This is a genomic window from Anaeromassilibacillus sp. SJQ-5, assembly GCF_054108045.1.
In genome coordinates this window covers 2,672,526-2,689,804 of the sequence record NZ_JBPJWQ010000001.1, presented here as the reverse complement: position 1 = coordinate 2,689,804, position 17,279 = coordinate 2,672,526, and the positions used below count along the sequence as shown (strand labels likewise).

The 17,279-nt window shown below is 54.9% G+C and carries 9 protein-coding genes; all 9 read right to left on the bottom strand.

What is annotated here, in order from left to right:
- Positions 1–5 precede the first annotated feature (5 nt).
- A complete protein-coding gene (locus ACSAMM_RS11525) occupies positions 6–2,918 on the bottom strand; it encodes an extracellular solute-binding protein (protein WP_457791518.1) in 2,913 nt (970 codons plus the stop codon).
- A complete protein-coding gene (locus ACSAMM_RS11520; RefSeq protein WP_457791517.1) occupies positions 2,903–5,308 on the bottom strand; it encodes an alpha-L-rhamnosidase-related protein in 2,406 nt (801 codons plus the stop codon). Before ACSAMM_RS11520 ends, ACSAMM_RS11525 begins: the two co-directional genes overlap by 16 nt.
- A gap of 36 nt (positions 5,309–5,344) precedes the next feature.
- Complete coding sequence (locus ACSAMM_RS11515; protein ID WP_178723051.1) at positions 5,345–6,316, bottom strand: ABC transporter permease subunit; 972 nt, start codon at positions 6,314–6,316, stop codon at positions 5,345–5,347.
- Between the two features lie 13 nt (positions 6,317–6,329).
- On the bottom strand, positions 6,330–7,265 hold the full coding sequence (locus ACSAMM_RS11510; protein WP_178723049.1) for an ABC transporter permease subunit: 936 nt from the start codon (positions 7,263–7,265) through the stop codon (positions 6,330–6,332).
- Positions 7,258–9,909, bottom strand: a complete 2,652-nt coding sequence (locus tag ACSAMM_RS11505) for a DUF5696 domain-containing protein (protein ID WP_457791515.1) — start codon at positions 9,907–9,909, stop codon at positions 7,258–7,260. The genes ACSAMM_RS11510 and ACSAMM_RS11505 overlap by 8 nt, the downstream gene beginning before the upstream one ends.
- 35 nt (positions 9,910–9,944) lie before the next feature.
- Positions 9,945–10,583 carry a Yip1 family protein gene (locus ACSAMM_RS11500; protein ID WP_457791514.1) on the bottom strand — a complete coding sequence of 213 codons (639 nt, stop codon included), beginning with the start codon at positions 10,581–10,583 and terminating at the stop codon, positions 9,945–9,947.
- A gap of 3 nt (positions 10,584–10,586) precedes the next feature.
- Entirely contained in the window at positions 10,587–12,047 is a 1,461-nt protein-coding gene (locus ACSAMM_RS11495; RefSeq protein ID WP_457791513.1) for a hypothetical protein, read from the bottom strand.
- An 89-nt stretch (positions 12,048–12,136) separates the two neighbouring features.
- On the bottom strand, positions 12,137–13,711 hold the full coding sequence (locus tag ACSAMM_RS11490) for an ABC transporter substrate-binding protein (protein WP_457791511.1): 1,575 nt from the start codon (positions 13,709–13,711) through the stop codon (positions 12,137–12,139).
- A 200-nt stretch (positions 13,712–13,911) separates the two neighbouring features.
- Positions 13,912–17,112, bottom strand: a complete 3,201-nt coding sequence (locus ACSAMM_RS11485) for a discoidin domain-containing protein (RefSeq protein WP_457791510.1) — start codon at positions 17,110–17,112, stop codon at positions 13,912–13,914.
- Between the last annotated feature and the right edge of the window lie 167 nt (positions 17,113–17,279).

Here is a 17,279-nt window from a genome sequence, read left to right as displayed (position 1 = left end):
CGCGGTTACTTCTCCAAGCCGAACTCCTCGCGCTTCATGGAAATCTCATTGTTGATATTGCGGGCCGCTTCCGTGAGCATCTTGGCCGGGTCCTCTCCTGCATTCACGACATCTTTAAACGCAAAGTCCATATATCGCTGCGTATAATAGCCCCCCGGAACCTCGGGAACGCCCTTCAGCCATTCCATCTGCGCCTTGATTTTTTCAAAATCCGCTTTTGACCAGGGAATGGAATACAAAGCCTCCAGATTGGCCGTCGGATAACGGGCCGCCGTTCCCATCGTGCTTTCCAATTCCTTGCCGAATTTCGCCTGCGTTTCGGCGCTCGTCCACCACTTGACAAATTCCCAAGCTTTTTCCGGCTGCTTGGATTTGGACAGAATCATACAGGCGTTGACCTCGCCCGGGACCGTCCGATCGATTGTACCATCCTCTCGAACAGTTCCGGGAACGGATGTGAAATCCCAGATCCCTTCCAGCTCGGGAGCAAAAACCGACAGTTGATTGTACAAGCTGTAATCGCTGATGCCGATGGGAACCGAACCCGCGCGGAATTGGTTTAGGAAGTTGTACTCTTTGTATAAACCGTAGTCGGTATACAGGCTGGTCATAAAAGAAAACGCATCCACCGCCGTCGGGCTGTCGAGCAGCGTAGCCTTGGCGTCCTTGGTGTACAGCTCGCCGCCGTTCTGGAATAGGAGCAGCAGCAGATTTTTATAGTTCATGCCGCCCGTCGGCGTGGCTATCGCCGAGGGGAGGCCGAAACTCATTTTGCTTTTCTGCAGCATTGGCAGCATCACGATAACATCGTCCCACGTCCGCGGAATCGCGAGACGAAGAGCGGATAGAATATCTTTCCGGTAGAACAGCACCGGGAAGGTCTGCGTTTCCGGCAGGCCGTAAACGCCTTGCTCAAAGGAGAGCGGTTCTACCGCGCTTTTATGGAAACGATCCGCAACCGATTGGTAATCGGGGAAGGACGCCAAATCCAATACGGCTCCCCGGAAAGCATAATTGCAGACATCGCTGGCGGACAGGGTCAAGGCAATATCCGGCCCTTTGCCGGCCAGGGTGGCCGGCAGCAGCGCCCCCATGGATATCAGCTGGATATTCGCGTTGATATGGGAGGTGCTTGAAAAATCGTTATCCGCCATGTTTTTAAGGATCTGCGCCTGATCGCGCCCGCCCGTCATCCCATTTCCGACCCAGACGGATACCGCGTCCTTCTCGTCGCCATAGGACAAATTGTTGTAATCGTTAAAGAAAGAGGCGACAAAGCTGTTCACCTGATAGCCGCACTCCGAAAGAAATCCTGCGCCGGCTTTCGGAAGTGGCTGCCCGGCGGGGCTTAGCAGCAAGTAATCGATGGCCAGCGGCTGCATGCTTTCGGAGGATACCCAGGTGCCGAGAGAGCTGATATTCTGCTGAAAGGCATTAAAACGTTTGGCAATATCCTCCGGTTTTTCGATCATTTCCTTCGTCTGCATCAGCATGCGCTTGAAGATCTGGACGCTTTCTCCCTGCATGCCGGATTGTTGCACAATCTGATCGGCCGCTTTCTGCAAGCGCTCGTTTTGCACGCGCAGCTGGTTCAGCATGTCCGGCATGGTTTCCTTAAACTGATAGTCCCGGTACGGATCCGGCGTGGGGCCGGTCACCACCAAAATCTCGCGGTATATTTTGTTCAGCTCATTGACGATGTCGTTGACTTCCCGGATGATGTCCGCCAGTTTCCCCAAAGTGACTTCAAAGGTCAGGCTGTATTCCTTGTCCTTTTCAAAATAAAACGCATAATCCTCGCCGCCCTGTCCGAGCGTATACATGTTCCACTGCGTGCTGTAGGCGACGGCGTAATCGTTCAGCTCCTGATAAGGCACTTCTCCGTTTATGTAGATTTTTCTGGAGGAAACCGAGCCGTTTTTGATGTTCTGGATGCCGCGGAAGCTGATTTGATATAACCCATCGGCCGGGACTTTGAAATTCCAGGTGATCGATTGCCCGTTTATCTGCCATTGTGTGGAGCCGATGCAGTTCAGTTTTAAATGAACCGGATCGCTGGGCTCCATGCCGGCGTTCGAGCGATCGTAGATAGGCACAAGCATCGGGTCCGATTTGGTATCCGCCCGCTCGCCCTGCAGCTTCACCGGTTCGGCCTGGGCTGGTTTAAGCTGTCGTTGGTCAAAATCCTGCTTGGCCTGCTGATAAGCCGGCGGCTGTTTCATCTGACATAGTACGATGCTCCCGATTTCCATCGGTTCCCGGACCGCTTCAAAGCGAAGGGTATGCTTTCCCTGTGTAAAATAAAATTGGAACGGTTCCGGGTAATAGCCGATCGAATCTTTCAGATAGGTCGTTTGCCACCGCGCGGCCTCTATTTGCTCCGGACGGATTTCATTGCCGTTGGGGGCGACGCGGATCGTGTTGCCGTCGGCGTCCTTTTTGTCTACCCAAACGCGGTCAAACACCACGGAGCGCATTTGTTCAAAGGGCAGCTCGCCATCTATATAAACGGTGCGGATAATGGAAGAGGATTTTCCGCTGGTTGGGAAATAGTCCACCTGTATGGTATACAGGCCGTCCTGGGGAACATCGAATTCCCATTCGACATACCCCTCCTCTTTGGTGAGAAGCGCCTGCTTCCCGGCCGTTTCTCCCACCATGGGCGTATAGTCGGACTGCGTATAATTCTGTACCGGAATCGATATGGGCTGCTCCGGCCGCGCCGCCGACGAATATTTTTGAATGTAATCGGCATACGACTCTTTCAGCTCCATTTCGACCGGCGGCAGCGATACATAACTGGAGTACGCCTGTTCGGCGGCCCGGCCATTGCCAGCCAATGCATTTCCCAGAAGCAGCGTGCACAAACAAGCGGCCAATATTCTGTTCGGGAATTTTCGTCTCATCCGCATAGACATGATAATGACTCATTCCTTTCCGTCAGCCGACACCCATTTACCACAAGGCATGTGGTTGGGCAGGAAACAAATCGGGTGGAAATGACCGGGGTGATTTCTTTCGGATGCGTGACCTCGAGAGTGAACGCGTCATCCTCGATGCGCCAAGCGGCGGTAATCTTTCCATAAGGCGTCGGGATGATCCCTTCCGCCCGCGTCAGCGTACAGGCGTGCGGCTCCACCTTGAACTGGCCGAATCCCGGGGTAAGCGGTTCGACGCCAAGCAGGAAGCCGGTTAACAGATGCGCGACCGCCGTGTCCGGATGAGAGCGATCCCCCCAGCCCTTTCCGTCCGTGAGCGGACTGGGCGGATACAGCATACATTCGGTCGTGGTGGCCGGGCCGTTTTCGTCCGCGATGCTGTCCAGCCAGTTCACATGAACCGGCTCACCGCCGGCGTAGGACAGGCCGGTTTTTCCGGTCAGGGCCTGATAGGCCTCTTGATCGAAACCATAGCGAAAACAGCCGCGGATAAACAGCGACACGATTTTTCCCATCACCAGATGGGAAGCAAACCATTTCCGCAGACTCTTCACTGCCGATGCCGCCTGTTCCTGGGTCAGGATCCCGACAGCCAAAGCCAGGCAGTTGGCCATATGGCAGTATTCCTCCGACGCGTACCCCTTCATGAAGCATCCGGCATCCTCGCGCCAAAGGGCCCGCATAATGCCCTCTTTCATGGTTTCCGCCCGCTTTTTGAACTGGCGGAACCGCTCAAAGTCATTCAGCGCTTCGGCGAGCAGGGCGCCTTTGTAAAACGCATCGTACATCATGATGTTGTTATACGAAAATTTTCCCACGTCATTCAGTTCGTGATCCCACAGGCCCTTCGAGGTGGCATACCGCTGAAAAAACAAGCCGTCTCCCTCTACGAACGACCATAGATAATCCAGATCGCGCACGGCCGTCAAATACAGGCCGGATACCTGTTCGGTATCGCCGGTGAATAATAGATAGTCCCAAAGAGTCGGCACAAACCAGGCGGAAAAAATATCCGATTCGTAATAGCCGTATTCACCGCTTTTGACAGGCTCCGTGTTTTCCGGATAGCATACGCCCCAAATATACCCCTCCGGCGTTTGATGCCGGGCGAACATCCGCAGGCTTTCCAGCATATATCGCGTATCGCTGAAGGCGTAATACACATTGCGTCCGGCCCAATCGAGGTCGCCGCTCCACGGCAGGCGATCCCGTTTAGCCCCGTCGGCAAGAAATGGCCGGGAATAGGTATACTGATAACGAGCGCTGGGGTCGGCGGAAAAATCCTCGCGCAGCAGGAGCCGCTCGCCGCTTGTCACTTCCAACCGGCTGACCATCGCCCACTTTTCGGTGGTTTGATAAAAGCCGATGGTTCCGCGCCGATAGGTGTCGTCCTGCCATTGCAGGATACTCTCTCCGTCTATGAAAACCTCCATACAGGCGCCCTGCAGCACCGTGCAAAATGCATACGTATAGTTGTCGTACAGCGGCTTTTCGAGCTTCTTTTCTCCGGCCGGATAATTGACGCCGTTTTTGCGATAATACCACCGCAGCCAGCCGTCCAGACCCGCCTGAAACACATAGCCATTGTCCGGATCGGCGGCACGGACCATCCAGCCGATGCCCGAATGGCAGTCCGGATTGACGGAAATCTGGCCCTCAAAGGTGAACCGGTAGTTTTCCCAATCACCGCCCTTCCGATAGATTCCCGCCGGGTTGCCTTTCGTCAGCGCGCGCACCAGCAGGGTGTTTTCCAGCACATCCCACGACTGCGCGCTTTCTATGGAGGAAATCTGCACCGTGTATGTACTGGAATACCAAAGCTGATTCAAGTCGGCCCGCGAGCAGAGAAAATGACCGTCATGATCGCTCATATCGGCAGTGTAATAGATATAAAAATCGTCGATTTCCACGTCGCCCGGGGTATCGAGTGTGAAAAGCACAAAGCGCTGCTGGCCCTGGATCAGCGGGAACCGGTATTTTCCCGTGCGGTGGAGGGTATACAGCTCGTACCGGTTGGGGTTGGCGGGCAGAACCGGCAGCTCTACCCCCAGATACTTGCAGCAGCCCCGCAGGAAATCGCCGGTTTCACGATGATCCCTATCCAGCAGATAGGGATACCAATCCGAATAGGCAAGTCTCAATACCGGTTCGCCCTTCTGCGCTTTTACGGATATGACCGGGTATCCGCCGGGGCTGGAGCGTCCGAGATCCAGGATGAGGTACGGTTTGTCTCCGCCTTCTTTATATTGCAGCGTATAGGCTCTCTCCGGCTCGATCCGGACGGTGCCTTCCGTATACTTCACGCTCTGCGCTCTGCACACCCTATCCTTCGGCGTTAACAGATAAGGGGCCGCCTGTTCCATAGTCATTATCATTACCTCGCAAAAATCTATCGGATTTTAACATCAGCCCACAATACCGCTTCGGGCAATACTTTGGACAAAGAATTTTTGGGTGATCAAATACAGGATCACAACCGGGGTGATTAACAGGAAAAATTTTGGGCTCTCCAGTATGGCGGAGGCCAGGGTAGCCCCGGAGCCCATGGAGGTAAACACCATGCCGTAAAGCTGATTGGCCAGGGTGGGTATCTGCGGGTAAAAGATGCTGGAATAGGTCGTATCGTTCCATTGCCACACGAAGGAAAACAGGAAAACCGTGACAAGCATGGGGATGGAACTCGGAAGCATGATTCGGACGAACGTTTTAAACGGTCCGCAGCCGTCTATATACGCCGCTTCCTCCAGAACCAGGGGCATGTTTTTGAAATGCTGGCGAAGCAGGTAGATATATAAGCCGTTTTTAAAGCCCAGGGCCGTTGTGGACAGCAGCAGGAACGGCCAATATGTGTTTATCAGGTCGATCCCGGAAAAAACGCCCGAAAACTGAAAAATATTCAGTATGCCGAAAAAGTGAAACCGTATGTACAAAGGCAGCAAAATGAGCTGCGGCGGTATCACCAGGGTCAACACAGCCATCCCGAACAGCAGCTTGTGACCCCTGAATTTGAACCGAGCAATGCCATAAGCGACCAGGGCACAGGAAGCCAGCTGCAGCAGGCTCTGTACCGTGCAGAACGCTATGGTGCGCAGCAGAGTGATCGGATACTTTACGGAATCCAGCACCAGCCGGTAATTCCGCAGCGTCGGATGCTTGGGAACAAACACCACCGTTGCGTCCACGACGTCCTGTGCGCTTTTGATCGACGTGGAAAACTTAACAATCAGCGGATAAAGAATCATAAAGGATAAGCCGATAATCAGTACGGCCCGCAGGACGGACCAGCAGAACGACAGGGCTTTCTGGCGGACCGCTCTGCGGCTCCAGCGCTTTTTTTGGAACACCGAGCCGGCTTTCCTTTTCAGGCTATTCGTCATGTTGCTTCTCCTCTCAGCGGTCCTCATAGTAGACAAATTTGGACAGGACAAAGATGACCAGTCCGACGACTGCGAAAATCAAGGAGAAATAAATCAACCCTTTCGCCGAGCTATAGCCGAATTGATTTTGGCTCAAAGCGGTTTGATACATATCCATAATCACGGTGTTGGTCGAGCCGCCCAGCTGATCCACCACGGTGTATACGCTGTTGACCAGCACGACTGGACTGATCATCGGCAAAGTGATTTTCCAAAAGTTTTCCCAGCCCGTCGCGCCTTCGATGGAGGAGGCTTCATACAAGGAGGGCGAGATGCCCTGCAGGCCGGCCAAGAATATGAGGATTTGGACGCCCGACGACATGGTGATCGTATAGATTTTCCCCACCAGCTCCGATACGAACGAGAACAGCTGCGGCGAAAACGTCGTGCCCAGCAGCTCCATCAGGCCCTTAACCATGCTGGTTTTGTCCTCATTACCGCTCAGGGAAACCTCGCCAGACACCGCATGGATGGCGTATTTCATCAGCGAGTCGTTGTTGGACACGGCGGCAATCCCGGAGGCCATGATGACCGGCAGGAAGAAAATCGCCCGGGCCAGTCCGCGGCCCCTGAATTTCTGGTTCAGCAGCGTGGCTACGAAAAAGCTGTATAGGACAATCGCCGGAGAGGTCAGCAAAAGCTCGCCCAGGCTTTTCAGAACGCTGTCGAAGTAACCGACCTGTACAAATAAAACCTGGCGGAAATTATCGAGCCCCACGGGGAGCAGCTGCATCCCCTCGCCGGTCAGCGACAGCTTGCTGAAGCCCAGAATGAAGTATAAAATCAGCGGGGAAAGGAAAAAAAGGACAAAGCCGATCGCAAAGGGGAGCGCAAAGGCGTAGCCCCACCGGGTGCGTTTTTTCTCCAGAGAAATGGATTTTCGTTTTCTCGATTTGGCCGCTTCACTCACCGGTTTTTCCCTCCTCCACACGCGTAAAGCCCTTCGCCTCTATGCGGATATCCCCGACAGAGACGGGCGCCTCGTTATAATTGACGTACAGCACGACACCGTTATCAAAAGCCGTGCGGTTGACGCCCTTCGCCACCTGTTCGTGGCCGACAATCTTTGCCGCCTGGCAGTCTTTCAGGGCCGTGTTCATTTCCTGGTACAGCGCCGCGGCCTGTTGCAGCCACAGCTTATAATTCACGCCGTACATATTGTACCGGGTGTCCTTCAGCTCGTAGTTGTCCCGATAGATGAATTCGAAGCTGGGGATAGAGCCGGATTCGATCAGGGCCAGCCTGTCGGAAGCGAAATCGCCGGTATAGTTCATGGGCTCCGCCGCCATGGGGACAACCCCATGCAGAACCATCTGATAAAAGGGGATCGAGCGGTCGCACATGTAATGCTGCTCCGAGGTCAAGGGGAGATCCGTAATCATGCTCACACCCGCCAGCGCGTACGCATTGGGCGCCTGCACCGAGACCTTGCACTCTTTGCCCAGCTTCTCGATCTGTTCCTGAACCAGCCGCAGGCTCCGCTGCCTGTCGATAATCTCCCTATCGTTGTAATCACTCGTCAGCCGGGCTCCCAGCGTCCCAACGCTTAACCCGTTCACGCCGCGGGCTCTCAAATCGGACGCCACGCCGGCTATCATGGACGCATATTCACGAGGAGACACCACGACAGCGGAAGACCCTTTGATCCGCTCAAAGGTAGTCAGCTTGTATTCGTAGAGGTAGGCGATCCGCTTGTTCAGCATGCGGGCGCCCATCTGCTTTGGCTGGAAGCCGTCCAGCCAGGAGTCGTCCTTAACCACCTGGAATTCAGCGGCCGGATAGAAATTTATTTGATTTTTCTGCACATAGTCCAGCAGCGCGCTGAAGCCTTTCTGTCCGCCCAGCGCCTTCATGAGATCGATTTTATTAAAGAACGCGTTCTCCCGCCCGCCGTTGGCCCAATCGCTGAGTTCCAGAATGGGGGAGGCGACCCCCGCCTGCTTCAGTTCCGATAAAATAGAGACGGTTTCCTGATAGGTTGTCAGCGCTTTCGGGCGATCCACCGGTATGCCCAGAATGGATTGCTTATCCGTCACCGCGCCGATCACCCGCAGATGGAACGGCAGTTCCGGACCAAATTCCGCTTGCTTGATTTTGTTCTGTTTCAGCAGATAGCTGCGGTAAGCGGACGCCATGCCGCTGTAATTCGCATTGGCATCCTCCAGGGCGACGTACCGGACCTGCATGTCGCCGGAGAGAGGCTCCTTGGGAAAAATATCAATATCGGCCACATTGATAACAGAGGTGGTCTGGTGATAGGGCCGGTATACCCGGAAGCGCGGCCCTACGTGATTGTAGGAATGGATTCTTCCGCTGACATCCGCGTCGATAAACATGGAGCCGTCGCCATCCTCCACAATCCCCAGGAAGGCCGTGTCGCCCCTCTTCAACCCGAAAACCGGCAGCATGGCGCGGACATCCGTTTTCTGCTCCTTGGGCGCTTCCTCGAACAGCAGATCCTCTCCATACAGCAGTTCAGTCTCGTAGGGCTCCAGGTTCGTTTTGCCGTTATTCAGCTCGATCAGCGCGCCAGAACCGCCGGGAACCAGCATGTATCCCTGTTCGCCGGCGCCGGCGGCGCCGAAGTAGGGCAGCAGCCAGAAGTCCGTCACCTGCATGACCTCTGTATCGTACTGGACGCTTCCCTCTGGGATTTTCACCACCAGGTCGTTGCCGTCCAGGCGGTATTCCAGCCGCAGCGACACCGAATAATCCGCTTTTTTTGCGATATTCACCTGATTGTCCTGTTCATCCCGGTGCATATCCTCCAGGGTATAGCCGATATCCGTGAACACCTTCTGAACGATTTCCATCATGAAATCCGACGCAACCTGTTCTCCTGGAGAATCAAATTGCAGCGTTCCCGGCGTCACAAAATAGTAAATCGGGCGTTCCTTCAAGACCGGAAAGATTTCTAAAAACAGCGCTTTGTCCGCATCGGTGGGCAGGTCGTTGAGCGCCACTCTTTTGTAATACGAGTGGAAGGTAGCCAGGGCGTCCTCGTCGGTAATTTTGCCTTCAAGCTCTTGATAACGGCTCTCGGACAAGGCTTTGGGGACAATGAAGGTTTTGGGCTTCTCCCCGAGCAGATAATTGACGCCGACGCCATTTTCCAGCGGATAGAAGCTATACTGCTGCAAAGAAACGCTTTGCGCGAAGGAGTTGACCTCCGTGGCCTTGCCGGAGACCTCATATGTCATCAGGATCTGTGAGCTCAGCTGTTCCAGGTTCACCCCCTGCGCCAGGGCGTCGTCGAACCGGCCGGCGGGGTTCGATGTCCAAACAGCGCCTGTCCGCTTGTTTTTCAGCAGAATCTCCGCCGTATCCCCTTGGATATACAATTCCATATCCCCGGAGCCGGCCACGAGGAAGGCGTCCTGCGCGGCTTTTATTCTGGAATCATAGGCTTCATCCACGATTTGAGAAGAGACAGGGTCTTTCCGGGAGGCCGCGCTTTCCTCCGATTCCGTGCCGCAGCCCACGCTTCCCAGCAGGAGCGCCGCGCATAGTCCTGCCAGCGCCCCTCTGCGCAGATGACCCAACAGCTTGTTCATGGTAATCCACATTCCTTTCCGGATACGGTCTACGGCTACATCCTCATGGATAGTTCCGTCCACAGCAGATCGATGAAGCTTTTGAGCTGCTGGACGATCGAAACGAACAATAAAAATAGAAACAGCATAATGACCATGCCGACGATCGCGATCAGAACGGTGAAAATGGTTTTCGACATGGAAAACTGATGAACCGTCATAATACCGATTAGCAGCAGCAAGGCCGTCCATAGGATGGACAGCACATCCAGCGCCACATAAAACGAAACTTCCTCTTCAATAATGATGTTGCTGAGCAGCAGCATCGGGATATTGAGCAGTATCAGCGGCACGAGCGCATAGGCGGTCGTAACAAAAATATCCCGAAAGCTGCCCTCGCCGTCTACCAGGGTGGTGATACACCAGTTCGACAGGCACCACAAGCCGAGAGGAACCAAAACCGAAAGAATCTCGACGAAGATGTTCATCTCGTTGAGGATATTGAAATTCAAAATAAAACCGGTCATCTGCCGGCGCAGAATATAAAGCAGTATCAGAGAAGCGACCAGAACCCAGGCGGAAAAGACGTTCCCCTTCTTTTCGTGCTTCAGGTCCCAAAAGCCTTTAAAGGGATGAAAAACGACATATAGAGAATACCGCAATCCATGCAGCATTCGGCTCATGATTTCTCCCATCCTTCATCCCTCTTTCCGCGCACTGCGGCGTTTTTTTCGATAGATGTGAACCCCGACCAGCAGGGCCAGTATGACGGCGGCGCCGCCGATAAGAAGCATAAAGTAGCGATCCATAAACCAGATGCGATACTGCTCAAAGGCCGCCGAGTAGTATTTCCGGCTGTTTCCCAGCCTATAGTACCGCATCGCCTGCGCATAATCGCCCTTGTTGAACATGGCGTCTCCGACGCCGCAATACGACAGCTCGGATTTTGAGGTGTACTTTAAGGTTTGCAGCCAATCCTCACAGGCGGCGTCGTACTCCCTGGCGTAGGCGGATTTGACCGCGCTTGTGATAAGTCGGCCGTACTCTGTCGGCTGGAAAACAACGATTTGGGCAAGCTCACTGTCCAGAACGGCAAAGCTGTCGTCGAAGGAATCGATGGCTGTTGGCAGCTTGAACTGCCCGAGGCTGTGTCCCAGCGCGCCGAAAACATACAGCAGCTGTCCGTTGAAGTCGTAAGTAAACACGCGGCCGAGACGGCGATCCAGAACCGTATAGATTCCGGAATCCTGCACACATATGTCCATCAGCATGGATGGCAAAAACAGATTGGTTTCTTTATCAATCGTGTATTCTGCGTCCCCCATCGGGGCCACGGAGCCGTAACGGCGCAGGATATCGTCACCAATAGGGTTCAGCCGATGGATAAACATCGTATCGCTGAAATCCTTCGGATCGATAATGCCGACCGTGCCGTAAACAAAGCCTTTATCGTCAATGTCGTTGCTGGAATATTCGGTCGGGATAACCAAGGGCGTCCGTTTTTTCTGCTCTTCGGTCGCGAAAAAGCGCCATAGTATCTTCCACAGATCCGGCTGCGTTTTGACCGCGCCGAAAAAGCCGACGAAATTCCCTTCATGATCCAGCTCGATCATGCCGCTGCTCATGTTTTCCGACACAACGAACATCCGGCCCGCGTTATCCACCGACACGCGCCGCGGGCGGTAGGTGGCGCTGTCTGTCAGCAAGGGCGTTTGCGGCCTGCCTATCACCCTTACAAAACGCAGTTGCTCGTCAAATTCGACCAGACGTGCGTTTTCGGTATCCGCCACGTACAGCCGGTTGCCCGGCGTGACGAACACGCCGGCGGGCTTTTTAAACGTATCGGTTTTTCCCTCGTGCTGAAAGCTCTCGAGGATTTCCGTTTTCTGAAATGCCAAATCCGTGATGAGGATCCGATTGTGTCCGGTATCGGCTATATACAGGCGGTCGCCTTTTATAAACAAATCCTGCGGCTCATTCAGAGAGGTCCCCAGCTCCTTTGGGCCGATGGTCCGGACGGGAATATACGCCTGCGGCTCGATGCTGGATTTCTCGTTATAGTCGTATGTATAATTCTGATACGGCGTATAGGCCATCGCCGGCGTTGTGAACAGCAGCAGGAGCACTGTAAGCCATGCCGTCCCTCTAAAGTGTTTCAAATTGTAACGCCCTCCCGCCTGGTGTTATTGACAGAGCGCCCGACCGATAATCGACGGGCGCTCTGTCTGTACTGGATGCCTATCGGCTGTTACCGCTTTTTGTAAACGTCCTTCAGGAGATTGTTGTAAGAGCCGACCACCGATTTCAGAACGGCGTCCTGAGATTCCTGGCCGTTCGCAATTTTCTGCATATGCATCATCCAGCCGTTCGGCCCTTCGTAAACCTTCGGTCCAATCGCCAGATAATCGTAGGACAGCACCGGTTCGCCCAGCTTATAAATCGCCTTGAGCGTATCCAAAGAGCCTTGATCGTTGACCAGCGGCGTCATGTTCGTCGTGAGCATCCTCAGGTTTTCGCTTTCCTTGAACAGCGGCTCGTTCAAGGCGTTGATAACCAGCGCCACCTCAGCCGGATTCTTCACGCCGTACGGGATGCCCCAGAACGCATAGTCGGCCGAGGCCCTGGTGTAATACGGAGATGCCTCGTCCTTTTTGGGAATCATCAGAATGCCGGTGTTTTCCTTGGTGGTCTTATCCCATCCGGTCGTAATCCATTTCAGCAGCCAGGGGCCGTTGATGGCGGCAAAGGCGCTTTTCCCCTTGATGTAATAGTCCTTGAATCCGAAGGAATCATTGGCCCACGGCCCCTCTGGCTTAAGCTGCGGAACTTCGATCAGCTTATTGCTTGTCAGCCGGGTGTAATCCGTCATCACCTGCTTCGCCGCGGCGGAGTCGCCGTTGAACTTGGCCGAGTTGCCCTGGTTGAGTATCCAGTCGGTGTTGTGGGCGTAGAGCATGGTTTTATAGAAATGGCCGTCCGCGTCCACCAGCGGGGTCATGCCCGCGTTTTTGAGCTTTTTCGCGTATTCCTCGAATTTAGCCAAGGTCCATTTTCCGCTCTTTTGCACCTCGTACAAATCCTCGGTGATTCCCGCTTTTTTCAGCATATCCTTGTTGTAAAGCATCAGATAGGAGAACCAAATGCGCATTTCCCCATAGCAGTAATACATGGGGGACACGCCATAATGCTTTCCGTCAATTTCGCAGATATCCGTGATTTCAGCGAAACGGGTCCGGTCCTTGAAATCGATATTTCCGAGCGGCTCGAGCGGCTGTATGAATCCGGCCACATAGCCGTTCAGAAACTGCTCATACCCGTTGAACCAACGAATATCCACCGCCGGCTTCCCGGAGGCGATAGAGGCGTTGATCGCGTCAAAATCGTAGGAAACATAATACTGGATATCGCAGTGGTACCGCTTGTTGATCTCTTTTACCTTCTGGGCAAACTTTACGCCGACCTCCGAGGTGCTGGACGCTTCCACCTGACCGATATGCAGACGGATGACGCGCCCTTTCATATCAATTTTCCCGTTGCCCGTACCGCCCGGCAGGGTGGGATTGGCCGACGAGGCTTTTGAGGCTGTCGCGCTGCCTTTGGAAACGGTGCTCGAGCCGGATGTCTCGGACGCGTCCGCTTGGGGATCCGACGCCGCGCTGGAACTGTCAGATTGGGCAGAATCCGCGGATTCCGTGGAGCCCGACACCGTCGAGGAATTGGCCGCATCCCCGGAGGAGGCCGGCGTTCCGCCGCAGCCGCTCATCTGCACGCATAAGAAACAAGCAAGAAAGAATGCGATGGCCCTTTTGCCTTTCTGAAACATAGAAATAGCCTTCCTTTCATCACATGGAGCTATAACCTGGATGGTTGCTTTTATTATATCTTTCGTTGGCTAACAAGTCCATAATATCTCTTGCTAATAATATAGGATTGTTGCTTTAGAATAAATTCCGCGCAGAAAAAGGGCCCGGCTCCTCGAAGGAAACCGGGCCTTTTCACCAGGGGCAAACGGATAAAATCGACTTACTTTTGTGTGCGCTTGCGCAGCCGCAGCATGACGGCGAGGCTGACCGGCACCGCTAACAGGACAGCCGTGCTGACCGCCGTCACCCCCGTGTTGACCGAGCCGCCGTCACCGGCGTCGATAACCACTGTTTCGGCAATGTAGTCGTCTTCTCGGATCGGATTTATCTCATAGGTATAATCCAGTTCCTCTTCATCGGCCATCCGCATGGAAGCCAGCAGGATATCGATGGATTTGACATAGAACCCGACATCGGCCGGATCCGCCGTTTCCTGCGCCACCAGAACATTGGCGTACTCGACGAGCTGCATCAGCGCATTCCAGTCGTCCGGGTGGTAGTCGGCCTCGTTCATCTGCAGCACCTGCTTCAAGCGCTCCCGCAGGGCGGTATAGGTGCTCAGGGGAATCAAGGCCTTTTCCGCGTTTTCCAGCTCGGCTATGAGCTCCAGCACCAGCGTGTTGTTCCCAAGCGTGCCGCTCTCGTAAGGCTTCGCCTTTTCGATCGCTTGCCGCAGCGTCTCATACGAAGCGCCGGTATAGGAGGCCTCATCCAGGGCTTCCACCCGTTTCAAAACGTCTTTCAGCTTTGCCAGCGTCTCCGCGGTCGGCAGCTCCGTTTCCACATCCACGACCGTTTCGCTGCTTTCCCAGTCCTCGGAATGGTATACCTCCACCTCATAAATCGGGATGGTGAACAGCTGCTTATTCGGCTCGTCATATACCCCGTCGATGATGGTGAGGCGCACAAAGCGCGCTTGGACAGTCGGGAAAGCAATGGAAAGCTCCGTTGCCTTCCCCAGTTCCGCCGCGTCGGTCACCCGGCCGTAAAATGCGGTCGACCAGTTTTGGCCGTCATCCGAAACATGGATTTTGAAGAACTTGATCCGGTTGCTCCATTGGCTGACCCAAAGCCCGTTGACGTCCGTCTTGCTTCCCAAATCGACCTGAAGCCACGCGGGGAAGCTGTTCCCGGAGTTTTGCCAGTTTGTGCCCGGATTGCCGTCGAACGCGTTCTGCGGCGTCTGTCCATCCATGTTGGACGAAGACGTATAGGCGGACTCCCCCTTGTTTAAGGCCAGGTTCTTGGGCTTTGTCGTGGGATCCACCGGATCCTTATCCGGCCCGATCAGGCCCTCCTCGACGGCCGGGGAGGTGGCGGCGCCGTCCGTCCCGTTGTAAATTTTCATATCAAAAATTGCCGGCATGCTCTGTATGTCTTCGGCGCCCGTTTTTCCCGCCGTTTCGATAAATACCGTGCGGAAATAGCGACCGGAGGCCTCCGGGAACACGACCGTGTACGAGATTGTCCCTCCGTTGTCGACCGCACTGGGGATGCTGCCAAAGTACACGCTGGTCCATGCTTTGCCGTCATGGGAGACTTGGAATTTGAATTGACGGATGCGGTTGCAATACTGGGAAAAATCGACGCGCGCCACCGTTTCCGTTTGGCCGAAGTCTACCATCAGCCATTGGGGAGAGATGTTCTGCGCCTGACTTCCTGCCTGCCATACGCTGTCGGCGTCGGCGTCGAACGCGTTTGCCGCGCCCTGGCTCGCCTCGTTCGCCGATGAGGCGGTATAGGAGTCCGCCGGCTTGCCGTGGGCCAGTTCCTTGATGGACGAGCTGTTCGCATCCGTGATCGCCGGCGAGGTTTCCGCGTCTCCGGGCTTGTTATAGACCTTCATGTCGAAGATAGCGGGCTGAACCTGCTGGCCTGTAGAGTCGGCGGCCGTTTCTTCAAACCACAGCCGGAAATAGCGGCCGGAGGCCTCCGGAAAGACCACGGTGTACGAGACCACGCCGCCGCTGTCCGCTGCGCTCTCCACGCTTCCATAGAAAGCGTCCGACCAGGTCTGCGCATCAGCGGATACCTGAAATTTGAACAATTTCGCGCGGTTATTATATTGGGTAAAATCGACGCGCGCCACCGTCTCGGTTTTGCCGAAGTCCACCATCAGCCATTGCGGCTCCGTCGTCTGCAGGCCGCCTTGGGCCTGCCACACGCTGTCGGCACTGGCGTCAAACGCATTAGGGGCTTCCTGGCCGGCCTGTCCCGACGAGGCGGTGTAGGAGTCCGCCGGTTTGCCATGGGCCAACTCTTTGATAGCGGCCGTTATATCCGTGATCGCTGGCGAGGTTTCCGCATCCCCGGGCTTGTCATAGACCTTCATGTCGAAGATAGCGGGCTGAACCTGCTGGCCTGTAGAGTCGGCGGCCGTTTCTTCAAACCACAGCCGGAAATAGCGGCCGGAGGCCTCCGGAAAGGCCACGGTGTACGAGACCACGCCGCCGCTGTCCGCCGCGCTCTCCACGCTTCCATAGAAAGCGTCCGACCAGGTCTGCGCATCAGCGGATACCTGAAATTTGAACAATTTCGCGCGGTTATTATATTGGGTAAAATCGACGCGCGCCACCGTCTCGGTTTTGCCGAAGTCCACCATCAGCCATTGCGGCTCCGTCGTCTGCAGGCCGCCTTGGGCCTGCCACACGCTGTCGGCACTGGCGTCAAACGCATTGGGCGCCTCCTGCCCGGCCTGCCCCGACGAGGCGGTGTAGGAGTCCGCCGGTCTGCCATGGGCCAGCTCTTTGATAGCGGCCGTTATATCCGTGATCGCGGATGAGGTTTCCGCGTCCCCGGCTTTATCGTAGACCTTCATGTCAAAAATAGCCGGCTGGGTTTGCACGCCGTTGACAGCTGTTTCTTCAAACCACAACCGGAAATAGCGGCCGGATTTTTCCGGGAAAACCACGGTGTACGAGACCACGCCGCCGCTGTCCGCTGCGCTTTCCACGCTTCCATAGAAAGCATCCGACCAGGTCTGCGCATCAGCGGATACCTGAAATTTGAACAATTTCGCGCGGTTATTATATTGGGTAAAATCGACGCGCGCCACCGTCTCGGTTTTGCCGAAGTCCACCATCAGCCATTGCGGCTCCGTCGGCTGCCGGTTGCTTTGCGCCTGCCATACGCTGTCGGCGTCGGCGTCAAACGCATTGGGCGCCTCCTGGCCGGCCTGCCCCGACGAGGCGGTATAGGAATCCGCCGGCTTGCCGTGGGCCAGTTCGGTCGGTTCGTCTCCCGATGCGGCGGAAACAAACGCGCCCGCGAGGAGAGGCAGCATAATAGCGGCGGATGCCGTGACGACAACCAGCCGCTTGAAGCCCATGGATAAGCTGCTATATAGATATCTTATTTTCAATTCATACACCTCCGCTGTATGCTTCAGATCGCGTTACCTGTATGTTAAATGAGGAACGAATTTTGCAATCTCCCTATGGCATAGATTACAGCATTCCCCTCAAAACATCCAGACAAAATCGTGCTCTAATTTTTGAATAGTTGCTCTTTGCTTAATTTTGAGTTGAC